At 62.7% G+C, this 23,152-nt stretch carries 21 protein-coding genes and 2 pseudogenes; 17 read left to right on the forward strand and 6 right to left on the reverse strand.

Annotation, left to right across the window (positions count from 1 at the left end; genetic code table 11):
- The first annotated feature begins 170 nt into the window (after nt 1-170).
- Nucleotides 171-3,032 carry a type ISP restriction/modification enzyme gene (locus tag ACVDG8_RS23725; RefSeq protein ID WP_455707237.1) on the forward strand — a complete coding sequence of 954 codons (2,862 nt, stop codon included), beginning with the start codon at nt 171-173 and terminating at the stop codon, nt 3,030-3,032.
- Nucleotides 3,029-3,988, forward strand: coding sequence for a restriction endonuclease (locus ACVDG8_RS23730; RefSeq protein WP_455707238.1), 960 nt, complete (start codon nt 3,029-3,031; stop codon nt 3,986-3,988). Before ACVDG8_RS23725 ends, ACVDG8_RS23730 begins: the two co-directional genes overlap by 4 nt.
- Nucleotides 3,989-4,011: 23 nt before the next feature.
- Here ACVDG8_RS23730 and ACVDG8_RS23735 read toward each other — a convergent pair whose 3' ends face one another.
- Nucleotides 4,012-4,443 carry a hypothetical protein gene (locus ACVDG8_RS23735; protein WP_447257424.1) on the reverse strand — a complete coding sequence of 144 codons (432 nt, stop codon included), beginning with the start codon at nt 4,441-4,443 and terminating at the stop codon, nt 4,012-4,014.
- 455 nt (nt 4,444-4,898) lie between these two features.
- Nucleotides 4,899-5,171, reverse strand: coding sequence for a DUF4242 domain-containing protein (locus ACVDG8_RS23740; protein WP_371013070.1), 273 nt, complete (start codon nt 5,169-5,171; stop codon nt 4,899-4,901).
- Between the two features lie 243 nt (nt 5,172-5,414).
- On the opposite strand from ACVDG8_RS23740, the gene ACVDG8_RS23745 reads away from it, so the two are divergent.
- Together ACVDG8_RS23745 and ACVDG8_RS23750 are read left to right on the forward strand one after the other, a co-directional pair.
- Nucleotides 5,415-5,750, forward strand: coding sequence for an ATP-binding protein (locus tag ACVDG8_RS23745; RefSeq protein ID WP_455707239.1), 336 nt, complete (start codon nt 5,415-5,417; stop codon nt 5,748-5,750).
- Nucleotides 5,651-8,011, forward strand: coding sequence for a helix-turn-helix transcriptional regulator (locus ACVDG8_RS23750; protein ID WP_455707240.1), 2,361 nt, complete (start codon nt 5,651-5,653; stop codon nt 8,009-8,011). Before ACVDG8_RS23745 ends, ACVDG8_RS23750 begins: the two co-directional genes overlap by 100 nt.
- An 80-nt stretch (nt 8,012-8,091) precedes the next feature.
- Here ACVDG8_RS23750 and secA read toward each other — a convergent pair.
- Nucleotides 8,092-10,823 (reverse strand): annotated as a pseudogene (secA, locus tag ACVDG8_RS23755) (preprotein translocase subunit SecA).
- 262 nt (nt 10,824-11,085) lie between these two features.
- Between secA and ACVDG8_RS23760 the strand changes: the two are divergent.
- Both ACVDG8_RS23760 and ACVDG8_RS23765 read left to right on the forward strand, forming a co-directional pair.
- Nucleotides 11,086-12,007: pseudogene (locus ACVDG8_RS23760) on the forward strand (peptidylprolyl isomerase).
- Nucleotides 12,008-12,104: 97 nt separating this feature from the next.
- Complete coding sequence (locus tag ACVDG8_RS23765) at nt 12,105-13,475, forward strand: IS1182 family transposase (protein WP_447252026.1); 1,371 nt, start codon at nt 12,105-12,107, stop codon at nt 13,473-13,475.
- 141 nt (nt 13,476-13,616) lie between these two features.
- Here the strand turns inward: ACVDG8_RS23765 and ACVDG8_RS23770 are convergent, their stop codons facing one another.
- The gene (locus ACVDG8_RS23770) at nt 13,617-14,213 is read right to left on the reverse strand and encodes a TetR/AcrR family transcriptional regulator (RefSeq protein WP_447256896.1); all 597 of its coding nucleotides are present in this window, start codon (nt 14,211-14,213) and stop codon (nt 13,617-13,619) included.
- Between the two features lie 188 nt (nt 14,214-14,401).
- On the opposite strand from ACVDG8_RS23770, the gene argJ reads away from it, so the two are divergent.
- From argJ to ACVDG8_RS23795, 5 genes are all read left to right on the forward strand, one after another.
- On the forward strand, nt 14,402-15,643 hold the full coding sequence (gene argJ, locus ACVDG8_RS23775) for a bifunctional glutamate N-acetyltransferase/amino-acid acetyltransferase ArgJ (protein ID WP_447256897.1): 1,242 nt from the start codon (nt 14,402-14,404) through the stop codon (nt 15,641-15,643).
- Nucleotides 15,643-16,422 (forward strand): GNAT family N-acetyltransferase, encoded by a 780-nt coding sequence (locus tag ACVDG8_RS23780; RefSeq protein WP_447256898.1) that lies wholly within the window; start codon nt 15,643-15,645, stop codon nt 16,420-16,422. The genes argJ and ACVDG8_RS23780 overlap by 1 nt, the downstream gene beginning before the upstream one ends.
- Entirely contained in the window at nt 16,419-16,841 is a 423-nt protein-coding gene (locus ACVDG8_RS23785; RefSeq protein WP_447256899.1) for a (deoxy)nucleoside triphosphate pyrophosphohydrolase, read from the forward strand. Before ACVDG8_RS23780 ends, ACVDG8_RS23785 begins: the two co-directional genes overlap by 4 nt.
- Before the next feature lie 105 nt (nt 16,842-16,946).
- Nucleotides 16,947-17,264: a hypothetical protein gene (locus ACVDG8_RS23790; protein ID WP_455707241.1), complete on the forward strand. Its 318-nt coding sequence runs from the start codon at nt 16,947-16,949 to the stop codon at nt 17,262-17,264.
- Between the two features lie 106 nt (nt 17,265-17,370).
- Complete coding sequence (locus ACVDG8_RS23795) at nt 17,371-17,556, forward strand: Flp family type IVb pilin (RefSeq protein ID WP_447256901.1); 186 nt, start codon at nt 17,371-17,373, stop codon at nt 17,554-17,556.
- An 18-nt stretch (nt 17,557-17,574) separates the two neighbouring features.
- Here ACVDG8_RS23795 and ACVDG8_RS23800 read toward each other — a convergent pair whose 3' ends face one another.
- Nucleotides 17,575-18,432, reverse strand: coding sequence for a methyltransferase domain-containing protein (locus tag ACVDG8_RS23800; protein ID WP_447256902.1), 858 nt, complete (start codon nt 18,430-18,432; stop codon nt 17,575-17,577).
- A 64-nt stretch (nt 18,433-18,496) separates the two neighbouring features.
- Here ACVDG8_RS23800 and ACVDG8_RS23805 point away from each other — a divergent pair, with 64 nt between their 5' ends.
- The 5 genes from ACVDG8_RS23805 to ACVDG8_RS23825 all read left to right on the forward strand — a co-directional run bounded on the left by ACVDG8_RS23805 (nt 18,497) and on the right by ACVDG8_RS23825 (nt 21,594).
- Nucleotides 18,497-19,297: a ComF family protein gene (locus ACVDG8_RS23805; protein ID WP_447257425.1), complete on the forward strand. Its 801-nt coding sequence runs from the start codon at nt 18,497-18,499 to the stop codon at nt 19,295-19,297.
- Between the two features lie 75 nt (nt 19,298-19,372).
- On the forward strand, nt 19,373-19,636 hold the full coding sequence (gene grxC / locus ACVDG8_RS23810) for a glutaredoxin 3 (RefSeq protein ID WP_447256903.1): 264 nt from the start codon (nt 19,373-19,375) through the stop codon (nt 19,634-19,636).
- Between the two features lie 2 nt (nt 19,637-19,638).
- Nucleotides 19,639-20,493, forward strand: a complete 855-nt coding sequence (locus ACVDG8_RS23815; protein ID WP_447256904.1) for a carbon-nitrogen hydrolase family protein — start codon at nt 19,639-19,641, stop codon at nt 20,491-20,493.
- A complete protein-coding gene (locus ACVDG8_RS23820; protein ID WP_455707242.1) occupies nt 20,480-20,914 on the forward strand; it encodes a DUF1178 family protein in 435 nt (144 codons plus the stop codon). The genes ACVDG8_RS23815 and ACVDG8_RS23820 overlap by 14 nt, the downstream gene beginning before the upstream one ends.
- Before the next feature lie 122 nt (nt 20,915-21,036).
- On the forward strand, nt 21,037-21,594 hold the full coding sequence (locus ACVDG8_RS23825) for a hypothetical protein (RefSeq protein ID WP_447256906.1): 558 nt from the start codon (nt 21,037-21,039) through the stop codon (nt 21,592-21,594).
- Between the two features lie 64 nt (nt 21,595-21,658).
- Here the strand turns inward: ACVDG8_RS23825 and ACVDG8_RS23830 are convergent, their stop codons facing one another.
- Nucleotides 21,659-22,144, reverse strand: a complete 486-nt coding sequence (locus tag ACVDG8_RS23830) for a MarR family winged helix-turn-helix transcriptional regulator (RefSeq protein WP_447256907.1) — start codon at nt 22,142-22,144, stop codon at nt 21,659-21,661.
- 94 nt (nt 22,145-22,238) lie between these two features.
- Here ACVDG8_RS23830 and ACVDG8_RS23835 point away from each other — a divergent pair, with 94 nt between their 5' ends.
- On the forward strand, nt 22,239-23,147 hold the full coding sequence (locus ACVDG8_RS23835; protein WP_447256908.1) for a DMT family transporter: 909 nt from the start codon (nt 22,239-22,241) through the stop codon (nt 23,145-23,147).
- Nucleotides 23,148-23,152: the final 5 nt, after the last annotated feature.

Consider the following 23,152-nt stretch of genomic DNA (forward strand, 5'->3'; position numbering starts at 1 on the left):
CTTCTCCCCGTCACTATACGGGGAGAAGGTGCCCGAAGGGCGGATCAGGGGCGGCGCTGGCTTGGAAAACAGAACCCCAGGCGCGGCTAGATCAACCCGCTGTCAAACGATGCAGTCGGCCTTTGACAATCGAAAATGTTCGGCTCTAATGCCGCCGGGGTGGAGGGGACATGAGCCAGCTTTTAGTTCAGCAATATCTAAACGAAATCGACAGGTTGCGGAAATTTTCCGGCTCGTTCACCGAGGGTGTGATCTCGGAGGCGTTCAAGGATCTGTTGAAGGCGTGGGCGCGCCAGCACAATCTGCACTTTATTAGCCAGTATGAATTCCTGTCTCCACAGAAGAACAGGATCCGCCCGGACGGTACAATCCTTCATGATCTGCGTGTGCCGCTCGGCTATTGGGAAGCAAAAGATACTGCTGACGATCTCGACGAGGAAATCCGCAAGAAGTTGGCCAAGGGTTATCCGCAAGACAACATCATCTTTGAGAATTCGAACACGGCGGTCCTGATACAGAATCGGCAAGAAGTTTTTCGCTGCTCGATGACGGACACCGAAAAGCTGCTGAAGCTGGTCTCGCTGTTCTTCAAATATGAGCGGGAGGAAATCCGCGACTTTCGCAAAGCCGTGGAACAGTTCAAGCATGACATTCCGGCAGTGCTGACCGCACTTCGCGAACGCATCGACGCGGCCTATGACAAGAATCCCGATTTCCGCGAAGCGGCGGACAAGTTCCTGCAGCACGCCAAGGACACGATCAACCCTTCGGTCGGCGAAGCCGATGTGCGCGAGATGCTGATCCAGCACGTATTGACCGAGGAAATCTTTGCGCACGTCTTCGACAACAGCGATTTCCATCGCGAGAACAACATCGCGAAGGAACTTTACGCGCTGGAGGCGAACTTCTTCACCGGCCAGGTGAAGCGCGAGACGCTGAAGCGTCTGGAGACCTACTACGCGACGATCCGCGCCAACGCGGCGCTGATCTCAAGCCATCAGGAAAAGCAGCAGTTCCTGAAGCTGATTTACGAGAATTTCTACAAGGTCTACGACAAGAAGAAGGCCGACCGGCTGGGCGTCGTCTACACGCCGAACGAGATCGTGAAGTTCATGATCGAGGGTGCTGACTGGCTGACCCAGAAGCACTTCGGCAGGAACCTGATCGACGAGCATGTCGAGATTCTCGATCCGGCGACCGGCACGGGCACTTTTATCTGCGAGTTGCTGGAGCACTTTCGCGGCCAGCCGCAGAAGCTGGCGCACAAGTACAAGAACGAATTGCACGCCAACGAGGTGGCGATCCTGCCCTACTACGTGGCGAACCTGAATATCGAGGCGACCTACGCCGCGATCTCGGGGCAATTCGCGGAGTTTCCCAATCTCTGTTTTGTCGACACGCTGGATAATGTTGCCGGGCTTGGCATCAAGGCTGGCTATCAGCACGACATGTTTGCCGGGTTGTCGGATGAGAACGTCGCGCGTGTCAGGCGGCAAAATAAGCGCAAGATTTCCGTCATCATCGGCAATCCGCCCTACAATGCGAACCAGGCTAACGAGAACGACAACAACAAGAACCGCGAATATCCCCGCATCGATCAGCTCATCAAGTCGAGCTACATCAGGCTTTCGACCGCGCAGAAGACCAAGGTCTACGACATGTATGCCCGGTTCTTCCGTTGGGCGTCAGACCGAATGGCCGATGATGGCGTGCTGGCGTTCATCACCAATCGCAGCTTCATTGAAAGCCGAACCTTTGATGGGTTCCGCAGGGCGGTCGCACAGGAATTCAATGAGATTCATGTCGTCGATCTTGGCGGGGACGTGCGGGCCAATCCGAAGCTGTCAGGGACCAAGCACAATGTCTTCGGCATCCAGACCGGCGTGGCGATCTCGTTCTTCGTCAAGCGTCACAAGCAGAAAGGCTGCAAGATTTTCTACGCGCGCCGGCCGGAGATGGATACGGCCGAAGACAAGCTAGCGTTTCTGAGCAACACGCCGGCCTCGGCAATTTCGTTCCAGCGCGTCGAGCCGGACAAGCACGCCAACTGGGTCAATCTGACTGAGAACGACTGGGATGAGATGATCCCAGTGGCGGACAAGAAGACCAAGGCGGCGAAGGGAAAGGCGCAAGAGAAGGCGATCTTTCGGTTATTTTCATTGGGGGTTTCTACCAGCCGAGACGAATGGGTGTACGGTCAAACGCCGGACAGCATACTTGAGAAAATTCGATCGTTAATCAGCGTCTACAACGCCGATTTGCAGCGACTTTTTTTATCAGGAATGCGTATCGATGCTGCAAATCTGGACTATTCGATAAAATGGACACGATCGGTTAAGTCAGATCTACAAGCTGGAAAGCGGTATAGCGAGGACTTAGGTATCGTAGTAAATGCGGCGTATCGACCATTCTTTCCTTTGATGCTCTACTTCAATGGGAAGCTCATTGAGGTTCAGTACCTGCAGACAAGGTTCTTTGGAGAATCCGGTTCCGAGCCCAACTCGATTTTTCACTATGTCTATGGCGTTCTGCACGACCCGATTTATCGCGAGAAATATGCACTCAATCTGAAGCGCGAATTTCCGCGCATTCCATTCTATTCGGATTTCTGGTGCTGGGCCGGCTGGGGCAAGCAGTTAATGGAATTGCATATCAACTACGAATCGGTCGAGCCATGGCCGCTGGAACGTTTGGACTCGATAGACGAGAGGGCGCGCAACGCAGGTGTTGCACCTAAGGCGATGCTGAGGGCCGACCGTGACAACGGCGTCATTCGGCTTGACACAGAAACGCAGCTTTCCGGTGTTCCGACGGAGGCGTGGGACTATGGGCTCGGAAACCGTTCCGCCCTTGACTGGATTCTCGACCAATACAAGGAAAAGACGCCGAAAGACCCGACGATTCGAGAAAAATTCAACACCTATCGTTTCGCAGACTATAAGGAGAAGATCATCGATCTGCTAATGCGGGTAACGCGGGTGAGCGTCGAAACGGTGGCAATCACCGAGGCGATGAAGGCGGCGAGACGATGAAGACGGCCGTTCCTCCCTTCGCCGACTTCTTCGTGCCGGTCCTCAGAGCACTGGACTCCCTTGGCGGCTCAGCTTCGATCGAAGAAATCGACGACAAAACGGCTGCGTTGATGAACATCTCCGATGCGGCAAGAGCGGTGCTGGTCGGCGATGGGCCAAGGTCGAAGTTCGACTACCGTTGCGCCTGGGCGCGGAGTTGGCTGAAGAATGCCGGCTTCACCAACAATAGCGAACGCGGCGTTTGGACTCTCACTCCTGAAGGTCGAGCCTCGCTGTCACTTGATTCGGAAGAGATCGTTCGGCGCGTGAGGCGAGCAGATTCGGTCTTACGCAAGTCGAAAGCCAACGTGGCGCCCGAACGCGCGGAGGCCGAAGCGGAGGCGGCAGAAATCGCTTTGAAGGACTGGCGCGAGCAATTGCTTGACGTTCTCCTGGCATTAGATCCGGCGGCCTTCGAGCGGTTATGCCAGCGGCTCCTCCGAGAGGCGGGGTTTATCAAGGTTGAGGTGACGGGGAGAAGCGGCGACGGTGGTATCGACGGCACCGGTGTATTGCGGGTTAACCTGCTATCGTTCCACGTTCTCTTCCAATGCAAGCGTTGGAAGGGATCGGTTGGTGCTGGTGTTGTGCGGGACTTTCGCGGCGCGATGGTAGGTCGTGCCGACAAAGGCCTGATTATCACCACCGGAACATTCACGGCCGAGGCGCGGCGAGAGGCCGTGCGGGACGGAGCACCCGCCATCGACCTGATCGACGGTGACGGACTTTGTGATCTGCTGAAAGAGCAGAAGATCGGGGTTCGGGTCAAAATGGTCGAAGAAGTGGCGGTGGATCAAGCTGCTTTCGCGGAATTTAGCCAACCGAAAAGGCATCCCCTTCCGCCGTGCAGTATGTGGCAAGTCAAACGCCGGCGCCGCCCCTCATCCGGCCCTTCGGGCCACCTTCTCCCCGTATAGTGACGGGGAGAAGGGAGAGGTGCCTACATCCCCTTCATCGCGTCGCAGGACACGTTCGGGTTCATGTCGGCGAAGGCGCCGGTCGGATTCCGTTTCCAGGCCCAGACATGCAGTTCGTAGAACGGGCCGAGGCCGTAGCGGTTGGGCGCGGTGTTGAAATTGAACAGCTGCCCGTCGAGCGAGGCTGGACCCTTCGAGGTGATGTATTCGACGGCGATCAGCTTCAGCGAGCCGTCAGCCATCGGTTCGTACATCACCGCCTCGGGCTTGGCGACGTCGATGGCGTCGTCCTTCAGATAGGCGGCATTGACGTAGTGGATGCCCATGGCGCCGCCTGTCAGGCCGCTGGCGCAGGGGATTGGGGCGTAGCCTTCCGCCTTCGCCACGGCGACGTCCTTGAAGCGGCTGTCGAGCGCGCGCACCTTTTCGGCAAGTGGATTGGTCGTTTCCGCCATGGCGGCGCTCGCCACCAGCAAGACGGTCGATGCGGAGGCGCCGATCAGGCATCTGGTCAATTTGTGAATGCGCATTGTCTCTCCAATTTCATTGAGGCACGCAAACGGCGGGTCGGCCCGTCAAGGCCGGCTCCGGATCGTTGCGATGCCTTGGTCAAAAGGGTGACGCTGATCCGTCAGTCGCCGGATCAATGGTGATGCCACCAATATTCCCAGTATTCGCGCGGCAACTCGCGCTCGCCGAGCCCGATGTCGCGTCTCAGATAGGGTCCGGCGGTGGCCGAATGCGACGCCGGCTTCGCAATGGCGAAAGCAGCGCCGACAAAGCCCGTCGCACGAGGCCGCGCCGTGGCGCCGGAGTATCCGTGGCGGATATTCCCGCGCTGTCCGGCAGGACATCAGATCCGCCATCGACAGGGATGTGGTCTTCATCGCTCCGCCGTTCGTCCGCTGGATCAGCGGTAAAAGTAGGGGTCGAGGACCCGCACCTCCGTGATCTTGTCGACAGGCAGGGAATTTTTCTGCGCAGTGCTGCGGATCGCCTCGGGCGAGGGGGCGTCGTAGATGCAGAAAGTCTTGCCCTTGTCCGGCGTCACGAAGGACTGCACCCAGGTAACTCCTTTTTCGGCATTGCGCATGATCACGCCGCCGAGCGCGTCGGCGCCGGCGTCGTTCATCGGGATGTTGAGGCCGTCGGGAAATGTCCGTTCAATCAGGTAACGTGGCACGATCGTCTTCCTTTCGTAATTCACTGACGCTCGGCTTGAGCGCGGCCGGACTAAGACCACGATCGCAAATGCCGCGCATCGGAGCCTTTCCCCATATTGGGCGGGACGATTCCCTATGTCGGCGACGTTATTTTCGTGGAGAGTGGCACCGCAATGTGTGGAAGGTCACATTTCCGACCACCCATCCCATACTATCGCGACGACAGCCCGCCATGGTAAAATCCTATCGGTGAGAGAGTGACGATGCTTCTGGAACGACAGGCGCAACTGCGGCAATTGGAGGCGCTCTTGGCGGATGCCGCGCGGGGCCATGGCCATGTGGCGGCGCTGCTCGGAGAGGCCGGCGCCGGCAAGACGGCGCTGGTCGAGACCTTCGCGGGCCCTGCCAGCCGGAGCGCGGTCGTTTTCCGCAGCGCCTGTGAAGACCTGTCGATCCCCGATCCACTGGGGCCGCTCTACGACCTTGCCCGCGAAGCGCAGTGGAATTGCCGCGCGCCATCGATGCCAGGCAGGCCCAGAGGCTGCCGCTGTTTTCCGACGCGCTCGACATTTTCGAGGCAAAAGGGCCGAGCCTGCTGATCATCGAGGACCTGCACTGGGCTGACGACGCCACGCTCGATTTCGTCCGCTTCCTCGGCCGGCGTGTTGCAAACACCCACATATTGCTTGTGGTCACCGCCCGCACCGACCGCAGCGAGGGGCAGATGCGCGTGCGCCGGGCGCTCGGCGAGATCCCGGCCGGCAATGTCCAGCGCATCGAAGTGCCGCTGCTCAGCGAAATGGCGGTCAAGTCGCTTGCTGCGGCGGCCGAGCGCGACGGCGACGCAATCTACCGGGCGAGCGCCGGCAACGCCTTCTTCGTTACGGAGCTGCTCGCCGCCGAATGCGATGGCGCGTTGCCGGCGAGCGTGCGCGACGCCGTGTTGGCGCGGGCCGAACGCCTGTCGTCGGGCGCCCGCTCCATGCTCGATGCGGTTTCGGTGTTTCCACGCCGCGCCGACCCCTGGGCGCTGCGTGGCCTGTGCGGCATCGCAGCCGCGGGGCAAATCGCCGAATGTGTTTCGCACGGGCTGCTGGAGGATCATGGCGATGGCTATGCCTTCCGGCACGAGATCGCTCGCCGTGCCGTCGAAGTGGCGCTGACGCCGAGCCTGCGGCGCGAGTACAACCAGCGCGCGCTGGCAGCCCTGCGGGAAAATCCGGACGTCGCCACGGCGAAGCTGGTGCATCACGCTGTGGAAGCGCAGGACCTGGAGGCGGTGCGTGAGCTGGCGCCGCTCGCCGCGCGCGAGGCGTCCCGCCTCGGCGCGCATCGCGACGCGGCCGGTTATTACGAGGTCGCCTTGCGTCATTGCGACGAGATGTCGATGGAGAGCCGCGCGGAACTCCATGAAGGCCACGCCTTCGAATGCCACCTGATCGGCCGCATCGATGCGGCAATAGAAGCCCAAAGCCAGGCGCGCCGGCTGCGACAGACGCTCGGAGATCGACTGAAAGAGGGCGACAGCCTCAGATGCCTGTCGCGCTTCTCCTATCTTCTGGGCGACCGCGAGGCGGCGGACCGGTTCGGGGCGCAGGCCGTCGCGCTTCTGGAAACGGCGCCCGACAGCGCCGAGCTCGCGATGGCCTATTCGAACCTTTCGCAACTGGCGATGCTGGCCGAAAGGCTGGACGAGACGGTGTCTTTCGGGGGTAAGGCGGTCGAGCTGGCGGAGCGGTTGAACAGACGCGACATCCTGTGCCATGCGCTGAACAATCTCGGCGCCGCCGGGCAATGGCTGGACCTTGCCAAAGGCCAGCGCGACCTTGCCCGCAGTCTCGACATCGCACTGGAAGAGAATTTCCAGGAGCACGCGGCGCGCGCCTTCACCAACAGCGCCTGCCTCGAGATGAACCAGCAGGGTCTTGCCCGCGCCCAATCCTTCCTCGACCGGGGCATTGCCTATTGCGTCGAGAACGATCTCGCGACCTGGCGCGATTATATGCGCGGCGTGCAGGCGCAGCTGTTGTTACGGCGCGGCCTGTGGGACGACGCGGCGACAATCGCGCATGAAGTCATCGACGACGAGGCAACGACCGCACTGGTACGCTATCCGGCGCTGGTGGCGCTGGCGCGGCTGCGCATCAGGCGCGGCGACCCGTCGGCGGAGCAGGTGCTCGACGAGATGAAGCGGTTCCTGGACAAGGGCATGGAGCTGCAGCGGCTGGTGTCCTATGCGGCGGCGATGGCGGAACGCGCATGGCTGGAGCAGGGGGAGAGAGACGAGGCGCTGCGCCTGATCGATATCGCCGAGAACCTGTCGCCGACCAGAGCCCTGTTCGGCGAGCTGGCGATATGGCGGCAGCTGCTGTTGCCGGGCAGCGATCCTGGGGACACTGCCGGCATGGCGGAGCCACACCGGCTGCAACTCGCCGGCGACTGGCGCCGCGCCGCCGCACTCTGGGCGGATATGGGCGCAACCTTCGAGCAGGCGCTCGCCTTGCTGCAGGGCGACGAGGCGGCGCGGCGCGAAGCGCTCGACATTTTCGAAACGCTTGGCGCAAGGCCGGTGGCGCAGCATGTGCGCGGCCTTATGCGGCAGAGCGGATTGATCCACATCGCACGCGGACCAAGGCAGGCGACGCGCTCAAATCAGGCGGGCCTCACACAACGCCAGATGGAAGTCCTGCAACTTCTCGAGCGGGGCTTTTCCAACAAGAAGATCGCCGCGCATCTGACCATCTCGCCCAAGACGGTCGATCATCATGTTTCGGCGGTGCTGGAGAAGCTGGAAGTCATCTCGCGCGGCGAGGCGGCGGCGGCCGCGCGCGTCGGGGCTCTTGTGAGGTTTATGACCTAATCACAATCGCTGGCGCTGCCCCTCATCCGTCGCCTTCGGCGACACCTTCTCCCCATATAGTGACGGGGGAAGGAAAGGGATCAGGCAAAGGCGCCGTGGCAGTGCTTGTATTTCTTGCCGGAGCCGCAGGGGCAGGCCTCGTTGCGGCCGACCTTGCCCCAGGTCGCGGGGTTCTTGGGATCGCGGTGTTCCGGTGCGACGACAGCGTTGGTATCCTGGCGCAGCAGAAGCGCTGTCTCGCCCCTTGGAAATCGTCCTCGCCGGTGCTGCCGTCGATATGGCTGCCGAACATGTCGGGCGCCTGGGGCGGCGGCGCTTCGGCCGCCTCCCGCACCAGCTCGACGCGCATCAACTGCGCGGTGACGGCCTGTTCCAGATTGCCGAGCATGGCCTGGAACAGCTCGAAGGCTTCGCTCTTATATTCCTGCAGCGGGTCGCGCTGGGCATAGCCGCGGAAACCGACGACCGAGCGCAAATGGTCGAGATTGACGATGTGCTCGCGCCACAGATGGTCAAGCGTCTGCAGCACCACCGAGCGCTCGACATAATTCATGACGTCGGGGCCGAAGCGGTCGGCGCGTTCCTTGGCGGCAGCGTCCGCGGCCGCAGTGATGCGCTCGCGGATATCGTCCTCGGCAATGCCTTCTTCCTTGACCCAGTCCTCGACCGGCAGGTCGAGGTTGAGATACTGCGCCACTTCCTCCTTGAGGCCGGCGACATTCCACTGCTCGGCATAGGCGTTCTCGGGAATGTTCTTGGAGACGATATCCTCGATGACGCCTTCGCGCATCTCGGCGATCGTTTCCGTCAGGCCTTCGCCGTCCATCAGCTCGATACGCCGCTGGAACACCGCCTTGCGCTGATCGTTGGAGACGTCGTCATATTTCAACAGGTTCTTGCGGATGTCGAAGTTGCGCGCCTCGACCTTCTTCTGCGCCTTTTCCAGCGCCTTGTTGATCCAGGGATGGATGATGGCCTCGTCTTCCTTGAGGCCGAGCTTCGTCAGCATGCCGTCCATGCGCTCGGAGCCGAAGATGCGCATCAAGTCGTCCTGCAGCGACAGGAAGAATTTCGAGCGGCCCGGGTCGCCCTGGCGGCCGGAACGGCCACGGAGCTGGTTGTCGATGCGGCGCGATTCATGGCGCTCGGTGGCGAGCACGTAGAGGCCGCCGGCGGCCAGCGCTTTTTCCTTCAGCCGCTCGATGTCGGCGTGGATCGTCTTTTCCCGTGCCTCGCGCTCGGGACCTTCCGGCATGTCGCCCAGCTCATCGGCGATGCGCATTTCGGCGTTGCCGCCGAGCTTGATGTCGGTGCCGCGGCCGGCCATGTTGGTGGCGATGGTGATGGCGCCGGGCTTGCCGGCCTGGGCGACGATCGCGGCCTCGCGCTCGTGGTGGCGCGCGTTCAGCACTTCGAAATCCTTGAAACCTTCCTTGCGCAGGCGCTCGGCCAGCTGCTCGGATTTTTCGATCGAGGTCGTGCCGACCAGCGTCGGCTGGCCCTTGGCGCGCGCCTCCTTGATTTCCTTGACGATCGCCTTGTATTTTTCCTCGACGGTACGGTAGACCTCGTCGTCCTCATCCTTGCGCACGACCGGCAGATTGGTCGGGATCTCGGTGACTTCGAGGCCGTAGATGTTGCCGAACTCCTCGGCCTCGGTCAGCGCCGTGCCGGTCATGCCGGACAGCTTCTTGTAGAGGCGGAAGTAGTTCTGGAAGGTGACGGAGGCGAGCGTCTGGTTCTCCGGCTGGATCGCCACATGCTCCTTGGCTTCCAGTGCCTGGTGCAGGCCTTCCGAATAGCGGCGTCCCGGCATCATGCGGCCGGTGAACTCGTCGATGATGACGATCTCGCCGTTGCGCACGATATAGTCCTTGTCTTTCTGGAACAGCCGGTGCGCCTTCAGCGCATTGTTGACGTGATGGACGATGGCGACGTTTTCGACGTCGTAGAGCGACTCGCCCTTCAGCAGGCCGGCATCGCGCAGCAGGTTCTCCAGCTTCTCGGTGCCTTCCTCGGTGAAGATCGAGGTCTTCTGCTTCTCGTCGATTTCGTAATCCTGCGGCTGCAGCTGGATAATGAAGGTGTCGATGGTGTTGTACATTTCCGAACGGTCCTCGAGCGGACCGGAAATGATCAGCGGCGTGCGCGCCTCGTCGACAAGAATGGAATCGACCTCGTCGACGATCGCGTAGTTGTGGCCACGCTGCACCATCTGGGCGCGCTCGTATTTCATGTTGTCGCGCAGATAGTCGAAGCCGAGTTCGTTGTTGGTGGCGTAGGTAACGTCCGCGGCATAGGCGACACGCCGTTCCTCGTCCGACAGGCCGTGGACGATGACGCCGACAGAGAGACCGAGGAACTTATAGACGCGGCCCATCCATTCGGAGTCGCGGGTGGCAAGATAGTCGTTGACGGTAACGACATGGACGCCTTTGTCCGCGAGCGCGTTGAGATAGACCGGCAAGGTGGCGACCAGCGTCTTGCCTTCGCCGGTGCGCATCTCGGCGATGCCGCCATTGTGAAGCACCATGCCGCCGATCAACTGTACGTCAAAAGGCCGCATGCCAAGCACGCGGCGGGCCGCTTCGCGCACTGTCGCGAAGGCCGGCACCAAAAGATCTTCGAGCGAAGCGCCGTTGGCGATGTCCTGGCGGAATTTTTCCGTGCGCCCCGCAAGCTCGGCGTCGGACAACGCCCGCATCTCGTTTTCCATGGCGTTGATGGCTTCTACCCTTGGCCGGGTCGACTTGACGCGGCGATCGTTGGAAGAGCCGAAAACCTTACGGGCGAGACCGCCGAGACTGACCATTCAATGGTCCTTTCGATAGCATTCTTGGTCGTTGCGACAGGTGCCGGGCGGCCCCATCAAATCCGCGTGAACGCGGACAAACGCAAAAAGCGCCCGGAAAACGGTTCTGGACGCCAAGTCGATGGACAGATAAGAGGGGGCTCAATCGATGTCAACGCTGCGTTAGCCCCATGGGCAGCGCCAAATTCCGCCACAATCCGACTGATCTGGAACCCTTCCGCTGCCACGATCCTTATTGGCAATCCCCATTGGAGTTATCTTGATGTCCTTGTCGTTCCGCCGTGCGTCGCTCGCCAGCCTTGGTCTGGCCTTCGGGCTCTCGGCTCTTTGCCTGTCGCCGCTGATGGCGCAAGAAACTGCGCCCGCGCGCTAAACCGGAGGCCGCCGCGCCCGCGGCCGCACCGGTCGATCCGAATGCCGTCGTTGCCACCGTCAACGGAGAGAAGCTGACCGAGGCCGACCTTCAGCTTGCCGAGGGCGAGCTGTCGCAGCAGTTCGCGCAATTGCCGCCGGAACAGCGCCGCGCCGCAGCACTTTCGGCCGCGATCGAAATCCGCGTCATGGCCAAGAAGGCGATCGACGCCGGGCTCGACAAGGATCCCGACTTCCAGCGCCGCATGGCTTTCCTGCAACAGCGGGCGCTGCATGGCGAGGTGGTCGAGAAGGAAGTCGTCAACAAGGTGACCGACGCCGACGTGCGCGCCCGCTACGACCAGGAAATCGCCAACACGCCGCCGGTCAATGAGATCCACGCCCGTCACATCCTCGTGAAGACGAAGGAAGAGGCCGACGCGATCATCAAGCAGCTCGATGGCGGCGCCGATTTCCAGAAGCTTGCCAACGAGCACACCAGCGACCCGAGCGGCAAGACCAGTGGTGGCGACCTCGGCTGGTTCGGCCCGGGACAGATGGTGCCGGAATTCGACAAGGCAGCCTTTGCGCTCGACGTCGGCAAATACTCGAAGGAGCCGGTGCAGTCGCAGTTCGGCTGGCACGTCATCAAGGTCGAGGACAAGCGCGCCAAGCAGCCGCCGGCTTTCGACGACGTCAAGGATCAGGCCAAGCAGGCCGTCATCCGCGACAAGTATTTCGCCATGGTCAAGGATTTGCGCGCCGCGGCCAAGGTCGAGATCCCGGACGAGAAGCTCAAGAAGGACATCGATACGCTGGAAAGCAGCAAGTAATCGATCGCCGACCGACTGTTCTGAGAGGGCGCCTTCGGGCGCCCTCAGACTGCTGACAAACCCCTGGCATTTGCCGGGGTTTTTGATTCACTGGGTCATGTTGAAGCGACCCGCCCCTGAACAGACCGCGCTTGAGATGGTAACGTTGGATCAGCTGGTTCCGGCTGATCACTTGTTGCGCAAGATCGATCGAGCGATCGACTTTTCCTTCATCCACGATCTGACAGCGCCCTTGTACTGTGCCGACAATGGTCGGCCGCCGCTCGACCCGACCTTGATGTTCAAGGCGCTGTTCATCGGCTACCTGTTCGGGGTGCGCTCGGAGCGGCAGTTGGTGCGCGAGATCGAGGTCAATGTCGCCTATCGCTGGTTCCTGCGGCTGAAGCTGACCGACAAGGTGTTCGATGCCTCGACGCTGTCGCAGAACCGACGCCGTCGCTATCAAGACGAGACGGTCGCGCAAGCGATCTTCGACCGCATCGTCGAACAGGCGATCGGGGTGGGGCTGGTGGACGGGACGGTGCTCTATACCGACAGCACACATCTGAAGGCCAACGCCAACAAGGGCAAGTACGACCTTGCCATGGTGGCCAAGTCGCGCGCCGACTACTGGGCCGATCTGGACCGCGCCATCGAGGCGGAACGGACGCTGCATGGCCAAAAGCCGCTGAAGGCCAAGGAGCGCAAGCCTGCGCAGAAGCAGACCAAGATCTCGCGCGCCGATCCGGATGCCGGCTACATGGTGCGCGAGGGCAAGCCGAAGGGCTTCTTCTACCTCGATCACCGCACGGTGGATGGGCGCTGCGGCATCATCACCGACACATACGCCACGCCGGCCAACGTGCATGACTCGATCGTCTATCTAGGCCGGCTCGACCGTCAGGTTAAGCGCTTCGGCTTCACCGTGGCGGCGGCGGGGCTGGATGCCGGCTATGCCACGCCGGGCATCGCCAAGGGCCTGGAGGACAGGAACATCAGCGGCGTCATCGGCTATCGCAACCCGACCCCGCCAAAGCCTGGCAAGATGAGAAAGAGCAACTTCGTCTATGAACCGGAGGCGGACGGCTATCGTTGCCCGCAGGGCCAGCTGCTCACCTACGTCACCACCGAACGCAGTGGCTATCGCCATTACAGGAGCGATCCAGCCATCTGCCGCGACTGTCCGCTGCTGGCCTCCTGCACATCAAACGCCAAGGCCGAGCGCACCATCACGCGCCATGTCTGGCAAGATGCCCGCGAGCGGGTCGACGCCAACCGGCTCACGGCTTGGGGCAAGGCCATCTACCGGCGCCGCAAGGAGACGGTCGAGCGCTCCTTCGCCGATGCCAAGCAGCTCTTTGGCCACCGCTACGCCCGCTTCCGAGGGCGAACTCGTGTCGCCTGCCAGTGCCTGATCGCAGCCGCCGCCCAGAACATGAAAAAGATCGCAATCAGCCTCTGGCCAAAGCTCAAACCGAGCCTCGCCTGAGGCCCATCGCCGCCAGCTGTCTCCTGACATCTCCTCCCGACACAAATTTGCTGAGCCAAATCAATCCGCAAAAACAAAACCCCGCCGAAAATCGACGGGGTTTGTCAGCGGTCTGAGGGCGCCTTCGGGCGCCCTTTCGCGTTATGAGGCCCGGGTTATCCCGCGCACCACGTAGCGGACAGCGGCGCGGATCGTCGCCTGGGTCTCGTCAAGGCGGTTGGTCAGCAGATGCCGCCAGGCGTATGCGGCAATAAGATCGGCGACGATTTCGGCATCGACATCGGCCGCTACCTCACCACGCGCCTTGGCGCGCTCGATGATGCGGCCGGTATGGCCGCGGCGACCTTTCGAATAGTCGGCAAGTGCTGCCGCCGCCGCCGCGTCGGATTGCGCCTCGGCGACGAGCGAACGGAAGACATTGCCCGACGGCGTGTCGCGCCAGTGCGCGAACAGGTTCCCCAGGAAGCCGACTAGATCGTCCTCGATATTTCCGGTATCGGGCGTCTCGACGCGCTTTTGCCGTTGATAGACTTCGATCAGCAGCGCCGCCTTGCTCGGCCACCAGCGATAGATGGTCGGCTTGCCCGCCCGGGCGCGGCGCGCCACGGCCTCGATCGAGAGGCCGGAATAGCCTGCCTCGCGCAGCACCGCTTCGGCGGCCTCGATGATGGCGTCGGCGCTTTCCGGGTTGCGCTTGGCGCCGATCGATTTGCGCCCGCGAGCAACGGCTTCGCCCATTGCGGTCTTCCTTAGCCGGTGAATCTCACGCCGATCATATGGGCTCCGGCGATGAAACGAAACGATGCGTTTCCACCTGCCGGGGCCTCGGTCATGCCGCCAGGGTGCTGCCAGAACGCCCCTTGCGCGGCGGCGCGCTATCGGGCAAACCGGCCTTCCTTTCGCGTTTTCGCCGCTCAGGGGTTCCGATGTCCGCTACGATTTCGCCACTCGCACCGAAGAAATATCCCAAGATGCCGGTCATCGAGGGCGTGCGCATCGCCACCGCCGAAGCCGGCATCAAATACAAGGGCCGCACCGATCTGCTCGCCATGGTCTTCGATCCGGGCACCACGGTCGCCGGGGTCTTCACCAAGTCGAAATGCCCATCGGCGCCTGTGGATTACTGCCGCCAGAACCTGGCCGCCGGCAAGGCGCGCGTGCTGGTGGTCAATTCAGGCAACGCCAATGCTTTCACCGGCAAGAAGGGCATGGCTTCCACGGCACTGACCGGCGAAGCGGCGGCGAAGGCCGCGGGATGTTCCGACAGCGAAGTGTTCCTCGCCTCGACGGGCGTCATCGGCGAGCCGCTCGACACGACGAAGTTCAGCCATCTGCTCGCCGGCCTGGTCGAGGACGGCAAGCCGGATCTGTGGACCGAGGCGGCCAAGGCCATCATGACCACGGACACTTATCCGAAGGTGGCGACGGCAATTGTGAAGCTCGGCGACACCGATGTCACCATCAACGGCATCGCCAAGGGCGCCGGCATGATCGCGCCCGACATGGCGACGATGCTTTCCTTCATTGCCACCGACGCGCCGATCGCCGCCCCGGTGCTGCAGGATCTGTTGTCGCGCGGCACGGCCAAGACTTTCAATGCCGTCACCGTCGACAGCGACACTTCGACCAGCGACACGCTGCTTTTGTTCGCCACCGGCAAGGCCGCCGCGCGCGGCGCGCCGGCGATCAGCGATCCGAAGGACGCACGACTCGGCGCCTTCCGTCGCGCGCTTGGCAAGGTGTTGAAGTCGCTGGCTCTGCAGGTGGTGCGCGACGGCGAAGGCGCGCGCAAGCAGGTCGAAGTCACCGTCACCGGCGCCAAGTCGGCACGCTCAGCCAAGCGCATTGCGCTCTCGATCGCCAATTCGCCGCTGGTCAAGACGGCGGTGGCCGGCGAGGACGCCAATTGGGGCCGTGTCGTCATGGCCGTCGGCAAGGCCGGCGAGCCGGCCGACCGCGACCGGCTGTCGATCTGGTTCGGCGACAATCGGCTGGCGCATGAGGGCGAGCGCGATCCGGCTTACTCGGAAGAGGCGACCTCGGCCTATATGAAGCGTGACGACATCCGCATCGGCGTCGATATCGGCATCGGCCGCGGCAAGGCGACGGTGTGGACCTGCGACCTCACCAAGGAATATGTCGCCATCAATGGCGACTACCGGAGCTGATGGCGCCGGTGTCCAGGCATCCGGCAAGCGTGCTCGCGGTCGTGCGCCGCTACGAAGCGGCGGGCTTTCGCGCCTGGCCCGCGGCGGCCGTCCATTATGACGGGACATGGGTGGTGCGGCTGACGGCCGGGCTCCCGGCCAAGCGGCTGAATTCGGTCAACCCGCTCGATCCGGGCGACACCCACGCCATCGAGGAGCGCATCGGCCGCGCCGCCCGGCGTTTCGATGCCTATGGCCGACCGCTGACCTTTCGCATGTCGCCGCTGTCGGGCCAGGTGCTGTCCGCCCATCTCAACAAAGCGGGCTGGAGCATTTTCGACGAATCGCTGGTGATGCGACTGCCGCTGAAAGACGCCGAACTCGGCGCGGCCATGGACCAGATCCCGCTCAAGGACATCAGCCGCTTCATCGGCGCGTCGCTCAGGACAAGCGGCTCGGACGCGGCGCTGCGGCCCGGCCTGTCGGAAGTGATCGGCGCCATCCAGCCGGAGGCGGGATTGTTCGCGCTCGAAGACGGCAATGAGCCGCTGGCGACGCTGATCTGCGTCCATGACGGCGACCTTGCCGGATTGTTCGAAGTCGCCACCGAAAAGTCGGCTCGCAAGAAGGGCCATGGGCGTAATCTCATCCTGTCGGCGCTGAAATGGGCGCGGCTGCGCGGCGCGCGTGAGGCCTGGCTGCAGGTCGAGGCCAGCAATGTCGCGGCGCTGTCACTCTACCGCGCGCTCGGCTTCGAGGAGGTCTACCGCTACCATTATCGGCGGCCACCCGGCGCATGAGCGAGACAAAGCCAACCGGAAAGCGCCTGCTCCTGGTCGCGGCCTGCGCGCTGGTCGATGCCGACCGGCGTGTGCTCTTGGCGCAGCGCCCGGAGGGCAAACAGCTGGCCGGCCTGTGGGAATTTCCGGGCGGCAAGGTCGAGCCCGGCGAAACACCTGAGCAATGCCTTGTGCGCGAACTGCATGAGGAGCTCGGCATCGAGACCGAGATCCCGTGCCTGGCGCCGCTTACTTTCGCCAGCCACAGCTACGACGATTTCCATCTCTTGATGCCGCTGTACGTCTGCCGTCGCTTCCGCGGCATCGCCCAGCCCAGGGAAGGGCAAGGGCTGAAATGGGTCCGGCCCCGGCAGATGCGCGATTACCCGATGCCGCCGGCGGACGCGCCGCTCATCCAGTTCCTCATCGACCTGTTGTGACCTGCCTGTTTTAGGCAGCGTTAATAGAAGATTTATCTCGACGTGGAAAATTGAACGAGCCGTTGGCGCGGCCATATCGTCGTTTCGGGAATGGGGACCCACTCCATGAGCCTTGAAAGAGACTGGGACTCGATCCGGCCTGACCGCGGCTTTCGCGCGGTGGACGCCGGCATGGGCATCTTGCGGATCACGCTTCTTTTCGGTTCAGCCGCGGTGGCGCTGGCGCTGATCGCAACGCCTTTCCTTGACAATCAAACGCGGCCGCAGACTGCCCGGGACAGCTTCGCCAGCGGGCTCGACATGACCTCGACGGGATCGATCGGCCACCGCGATACTTATACGCTTCGCCGCAGCGTCTTGCAGCCTTTCCCCAGTTCGATTTGCGTCATCCGCAATGACGGCAGCCGCAGCGGCGAGTGCTGATTAGTTAATGATTTTTTGGGACAGGGCCGTTTCACACCCCGTTAAGCTTTTGCTGTTAACCTTTCTTAACGGGTAGGCCCTAGGTTCCGGGCATGAGGGATCGACCATGAAAGACCTGCTGCGGCAATTCGTGAAGGATGAGGCAGGCGCCACGGCCATCGAATACGGCCTGATCGTCGCCGTGCTGTCGCTTGCCATCGTCGCCGGCGTGGGCCAGGCGGCGAGCGCGATCCAGTGGCTGTTCAGCGACAACAACAGCAGGCTGGTCCAAGCATTCAGCGCTCAGCCCTGACCATAGCTAGCCAGACGGCTATTCAAGGACGCTCTTTAGCGAAACCTTGGCCGACCCCGGCTTGAGCGGCTTTTGCTGCGAGGCGTCGGGCGCCCAGCCTGACATCCAGACAATCGAAAAGCTTGCACGGACGCGGCCGTCCGGGTCCGAAAATCGTTCGGCAAAGATTTCGGCGGCGCGGGCAAACAATCGTCTGCTGCCCGGCCGCCGGCTGCGATCGATGAGCGGGCTGGTTTCACCCATGGCGCGCAAATCGGCGGCGAGATCAAACAGGCTATCGTAGCGCACGGTCACGGTCTCGACATCGGCCACCGGCAGCGCCAGGCCGGCGCGCTGCAGCAACGCGCCGGCGTCACGGACGTCGGTAAACGGCAGCACGCGCGGGCCGGCGCCGCCGTAAAGCTCGGTTTCGGCCGCAAGCAGGCTTTCGCGCAATTCGACGAGCGTACCCGCGCCGGCGAGCGCGCCAAGAAAAAGGCCGTCTGGTTTCAGCACCCGGCGGATCTGCGAGAGAACTCCGGGAATGTCGTTCATGGCCTGCAGCGAGAGCAAGGACACGACGAGATCGAGGCTTTCAGCCTCGAACGGTACTGTCTCGGGTGGTGCCACGATGCCCGCTGCACCGGCCAGAAACGACTTCTCCGCCTCCACGCGCACGATTTCGGTCACCTTGCCGCTTGCCGCCAGCACTTCCGCCGCCGCCGGGGTCTGACAGAACAGCGCCGCCGCTTTGCCGAAGCGCCGCTCGACGGCGCCCAGCCTGTCGGCGAGGTCCTCGGCTGTCCGGCGCATCAGGAAGTCGGCTCCCTCCAAAGGGCGGGCGAGCGCCCGGCGCTTGTGCGCAAGCCAGAGCTCAGTGTCGATCAAGGGCTGCACGGCGTGGGTTCCTGTTGTCCGCGCCTGCCGCATTGGTGTTATGCTGGCGCGGGGTTTCATTCACGTGGCCGATCCGGTGCACAAGATCAAGACCATCGCGCTGAAGGATATGACGCGGCAAGCGCTGGGCTGGCCGGCGCGCCTGTTGTTTCCGCCGGTCTGCGCCGGCTGCCGGCGCCATGTGTCGCAGCCCGGCGTGCTCTGTGGCGCCTGCTGGCCAAAGCTCCGGCTCCTGGAGAAACCCTGGTGCCCGGTGATGGGCACGCCTTTCACGCATGACATGGGCGAGGGCTTTCTCTGCGCCGAGGCGATCGCCGATCCGCCGCCTTTCGAGCGGGCGCGGGCCGCTGTCGTCTATTCGGGTGTTGCGCGGCAGATGGTGCAGGGGCTGAAATACCAGGACCGCACCGACCTTGCGCCGTGGATGGCGCGCTGGATGATGCGCGCCGGCGCCGAACTGATTGCGGAGGCGGATGTGGTCGTGCCGGTGCCGCTGCACTGGCGACGCTTCTTTCGTCGGCAGTTCAACCAGTCGGCGGAGTTGGCGCGGGCAGTTTCGAAGCTCAGCGACCTGCCATTCTCGCCATCCGCGGTGCGGCGCGTGAAGCTCACGCGCCAGCAGGTCGGACTGGAGCGGCACGAGCGCGAGGAGAATGTGCGCGCCGCTTTCCGCGTTTCGCCGGAAGCCGAGATCGATATCGCCGGGCGCCGCGTGCTCGTCATCGACGACGTCTACACCACGGGCGCCACCGTGCGGGCCCTCGCCAAGGCGCTGAAAAAGGGCGGCGCCGGTGCGGTCGATGTGCTTACCTTCGCGCGCGTCCTGCCGGGGGACTTTCGGGCCGATGAGTCCGCGACTATATAGGTTGAAGTTGTTGTTCAGTTGCATGTCGTTTTCGCACACCCATTCGGCGGCATGCACAGGCAGGATTGCCGACCGATGGTCGATGTGACGATTTATACCCGGATGATGTGTGGTTACTGCACGGCCGCCAAGAGGCTGCTCGACCGCAAGGGTGTAACCTATACCGAGCACGACGCCTCGTTCTCGCCGGAGCTGCGCCAGCAAATGATGTCACGGGCGCATGGGCGAACCACTTTTCCGCAGATTTTCATCGGCGACACGCATGTCGGCGGTTGCGACGATCTCCACGATTTGGAGTCGCAGGGCCAGCTCGATGCATTGCTCGCCAACGGGAGATGATCATGGGATCGTTCAAGGCCGCCGCCGTGCAGATGCGTTCGGGCACCAGCCCGGAGCGCAACGCCTCCGACATGGAGTTGCTGGTGCGCCAGGCCGCGGGCCAGGGCGCGACCTATGTGCAGACGCCGGAAATGACCGGCGCGCTCATTCGCGACAAGCAGACCGCCGTCTTCGCGACCGAGGACAAGGACGTCGTCGTCGCGACGGCGCGCAGGCTGGCGAAGGAACTCGGCATTCATCTGCATATCGGCTCGACGGCGATCCTTCGCCCCGACGGCAAACTCGCCAACCGCGCCTTCCTGTTCGCGCCCGATGGCTCCCTGATCGCCGGCTACGACAAGATCCACATGTTCGACGTCGATCTCGACAATGGCGAGAGCTGGCGCGAATCCGCCTCCTACGAGCCGGGAACGGAAGCAATGGTAGCCGATATCCTGGGAGCGCGACTGGGTTTTGCCGTGTGCTATGACCTGCGCTTTCCGCAACTGTTCCGCGCCGAGGCGATGGCCGGGGCCAATGTGCTGACCGTGCCCGCCGCCTTCACGCGCCAGACAGGCGAGGCGCATTGGCATGTGCTTTTGCGCGCCCGTGCCATCGAGAACGGCGCCTACGTTATCGCCGCGGCGCAAGGCGGCCTGCACGAGGATGGGCGCGAGACCTATGGCCATTCGCTGATCGTCGATCCGTGGGGTCGCATCATCGCCGAGACGGCGCATAACGAACCCGGCGTGGTCATCGCCGAGATCGACCCGGCGCAGTCGGTTGCCGCAAGGCGCAAGATCCCCAATCTCAAAAATGCGCGGGATTTCACAGTCAATGCCGGCGAGGCGCCGCATCTGAGAGGTGCAGCCTCTTGATCCGCTTTTCCTGATCTGCGAACACGAGCACGAGTTCGAGGCCTGGTTCCGCGGCAATGACGACTTCGATACCCAGAAGAAGCGCGGCTTCGTCGAGTGCCCGAGCTGCGGCTCGCACAAGGTCGAGAAAGCGCTGATGGCGCCGGCCGTCTCGACCTCGCGCAAGCAGGAGAAGGTCGCCTTGGCCATGGGCGAGGCGCAGAAGCAAGCGTTGGCGCAGCTCAAGGCGCTGACTGAGAAGGTGCGCGAGAATGCCGACTATGTCGGCGACAAATTCGCCGAGGAAGCGCGCAAGATCCATTTCGGCGAAACCGATCCGCGCGGCATCTATGGCGAGGCGACGCCGGAGGAGGCGCAAAGCCTCGCCGAGGACGGTGTCGAATTCATGCCGATCCCGAGCTTTCCGCAGGACCGGAACTGAAACTCTTGGCCGCCTCGCAACCGCCACACAAGGCCGGGAAGCGACCAGTCCTAAAGGTATCGTTTAGTTCAATCTTTGACTGGTTAGGAGCGAGGTTCAGCGATAAGAGAACCGTCGCCGGAATGCTAATCCTCTACGATGCCGACAAGGGTGGTCGTGACGCAGAAAAGGTCGCGGCCGCGCTGCAACTGATACGCGACGTCGATCCCATACGGCACCGCCAAGTCATCAGGGATCTCAGTCGGATTTGGATCACCACCATAGCTGCCGCCGCTGGCCAGTTCATGCAATCGACATCGACCTGCGAACTTGATGAACGGTTCGTCGCAGCCGAGCACATATCGGTTGAGGAGGTTGCTGGTGCCATCGTCCATGAGGCTACGCATGCGCGCCTTTATCATCGGGGGATTGGCTATGAAGAGGCATTGCGCGACCGGGTGGAAGCTGTCTGCATGAGGCGCGAACTGGCCTTTGCGGCGAAATTGACGAATGGCGCCGGCATTCGTCGATGGGTTGAAGCCAGGCAAAACAAGTCGGTGGACTATTCCAATACCGCGTTCGATACCCGGCAGATTGCAGGAGCGCGCGATGCCTTGGTCTATCTAGGTGCTCCCCGATGGGCGGCGGACCTAGTCGTTGCCATTGCGAGATGGCGACGGCGCTGGAGCGTAAGACGGTAGGTCGGAAGCGGTTCCGACGGGCCGAATTTGCGAATGGTCCTCGCCTCTGGGCTCGTGCTGAGGTTCAGCTCATGCTCGCGATCAGCTTTTCCAGCAGGTTTGCCAGCGTCTCCCGTTCGGCAGCGGTCAGGCCGGCAAGAATTGCGTGCTCGTTGGCGACATGGGCGGCTAGCGCTTCGTCGACCAGCGCAAGACCTTTGGCGGTAAGCTGGACGACGATGCCACGCCGGTCGCTCGGATGCGGCGCGCGCTGGATCAGCCCGGCCTTTTCAAGCCGGTCGAGGCGGGCGGTCATGGCGCCGGAGGTGACCATCGTCGCTTCATAGAGCTCGGTCGGCGTCAGCGCATAAGGGGCGCCGGAGCGCCGCAATGTTGCCAGCACGTCGAACTCCCCGGCTTGCAGCCCGAAGCGCGCAAAAACGGGCGTCAACCGATCGCGCATGATCATTGTCGAGACCTCATTCAGGCGCCCGATGACGCCCATTGGCGACACGTCGAGGTCCGGCCGTTCTCTGCGCCACTGTTCAAGGGCCTTTGCCGCGCGATCCATATGTCTCACCAAAAAGTATCTTGATATTAAGAATCTTTCTATTACGTTAGCTCAAAATGAGATGATGGCCAAGGCGGCTGCAAGGGACGAAGCGATGAAATTCCTCTGGGATTCGGCGATTGGCCTTCTGGTGGTGACAGGCGGGCTGCTCGGCATGACGCTGCCTTTCGGCAAGCTGGCGACCGCTGTGGGCGTGCCGGCCATGGTCTGGGCCTTCGTCATCTCGCTTGGGGCCGGCGGCGTGCTGTTGCTGGCGCTTCTGCTGCGCGGCGAACGCGTCGGGCTGACGCCGCACAAACTGCGTTATTTCTTCATCACAGCGGCGATTTCCTACGCGATCCCCAATCTCTTGATGTTTTCCGCCATCCCGCATCTCGGCGCCGGCTATACCGGCATCATGTTCACCCTGTCGCCGGTCGTAACCCTGGTGTTTTCTATCCTGCTCGGCGTCAGGCGGCCCAATCTGCTTGGCATCGTCGGCATCGCGGTCGGCTTCGTCGGCGCGGTGATGGTTGCCTTGACACGGGGCGAGGCTGGCCAGCCGGCCGATTATTTCTGGGTGGCGATCGGGCTGCTCATCCCGGTCAGCCTGGCCGCCGGCAACATCTACCGCACCGTCGACTGGCCGGAAGGCACCGGGCCGATCGAGCTCGCCGTCGGCAGCCACCTGGCTTCCGCCACGCTGCTCCTCATCGGCATTCTGACGCTATTGGGATGGCACGCCTTTGCTCCGCTCGCCGGCGTGCCGCTGGTGGTGGTCGCGCAAGTCGCCTCGGCCTCGGCGATGTTCGCCTTCTTCTTCCGCCTGCAGGCGGTCGGTGGCCCGGTCTATCTCAGCCAGATCGGCTATGTGGCGGCGGCCGTTGGCCTGTTCGCCGGCACGATCTTTCTGGATGAGCATTACCAGCTTCTGACCTGGCTGGGTGCCGCCATCATCACCGCCGGCGTGTTCGTCACCACCAAGGCGCAAAGCCAGACCAGTGTGAAAGCGCAACCCGCGTAAGCTGC

This window comes from Mesorhizobium sp. ORM8.1, from assembly GCF_053005525.2.

Bases quoted from the DNA above. Each gene is read 5' to 3' on its own strand.
- ACVDG8_RS23815 (WP_447256904.1), top strand. From the start codon at position 19,639: ATGGGATCGTTCAAGGCCGCCGCCGTGCAGATGCGTTCGGGCACCAGC.
- grxC (WP_447256903.1), top strand. From the start codon at position 19,373: ATGGTCGATGTGACGATTTATACCCGGATGATGTGTGGTTACTGCACG.
- ACVDG8_RS23770 (WP_447256896.1), bottom strand. From the start codon at position 14,213: ATGGGCGAAGCCGTTGCTCGCGGGCGCAAATCGATCGGCGCCAAGCGC.
- ACVDG8_RS23745 (WP_455707239.1), top strand. From the start codon at position 5,415: ATGCTTCTGGAACGACAGGCGCAACTGCGGCAATTGGAGGCGCTCTTG.
- ACVDG8_RS23785 (WP_447256899.1), top strand. From the start codon at position 16,419: ATGAGCGAGACAAAGCCAACCGGAAAGCGCCTGCTCCTGGTCGCGGCC.
- ACVDG8_RS23830 (WP_447256907.1), bottom strand. From the start codon at position 22,144: ATGGATCGCGCGGCAAAGGCCCTTGAACAGTGGCGCAGAGAACGGCCG.
- ACVDG8_RS23780 (WP_447256898.1), top strand. From the start codon at position 15,643: ATGGCGCCGGTGTCCAGGCATCCGGCAAGCGTGCTCGCGGTCGTGCGC.
- ACVDG8_RS23730 (WP_455707238.1), top strand. From the start codon at position 3,029: ATGAAGACGGCCGTTCCTCCCTTCGCCGACTTCTTCGTGCCGGTCCTC.
- ACVDG8_RS23735 (WP_447257424.1), bottom strand. From the start codon at position 4,443: ATGGCGGAAACGACCAATCCACTTGCCGAAAAGGTGCGCGCGCTCGAC.
- ACVDG8_RS23790 (WP_455707241.1), top strand. From the start codon at position 16,947: ATGAGCCTTGAAAGAGACTGGGACTCGATCCGGCCTGACCGCGGCTTT.
- argJ (WP_447256897.1), top strand. From the start codon at position 14,402: ATGTCCGCTACGATTTCGCCACTCGCACCGAAGAAATATCCCAAGATG.
- ACVDG8_RS23725 (WP_455707237.1), top strand. From the start codon at position 171: ATGAGCCAGCTTTTAGTTCAGCAATATCTAAACGAAATCGACAGGTTG.
- ACVDG8_RS23835 (WP_447256908.1), top strand. From the start codon at position 22,239: ATGAAATTCCTCTGGGATTCGGCGATTGGCCTTCTGGTGGTGACAGGC.
- ACVDG8_RS23765 (WP_447252026.1), top strand. From the start codon at position 12,105: ATGTTGAAGCGACCCGCCCCTGAACAGACCGCGCTTGAGATGGTAACG.
- ACVDG8_RS23825 (WP_447256906.1), top strand. From the start codon at position 21,037: ATGCTAATCCTCTACGATGCCGACAAGGGTGGTCGTGACGCAGAAAAG.
- ACVDG8_RS23795 (WP_447256901.1), top strand. From the start codon at position 17,371: ATGAAAGACCTGCTGCGGCAATTCGTGAAGGATGAGGCAGGCGCCACG.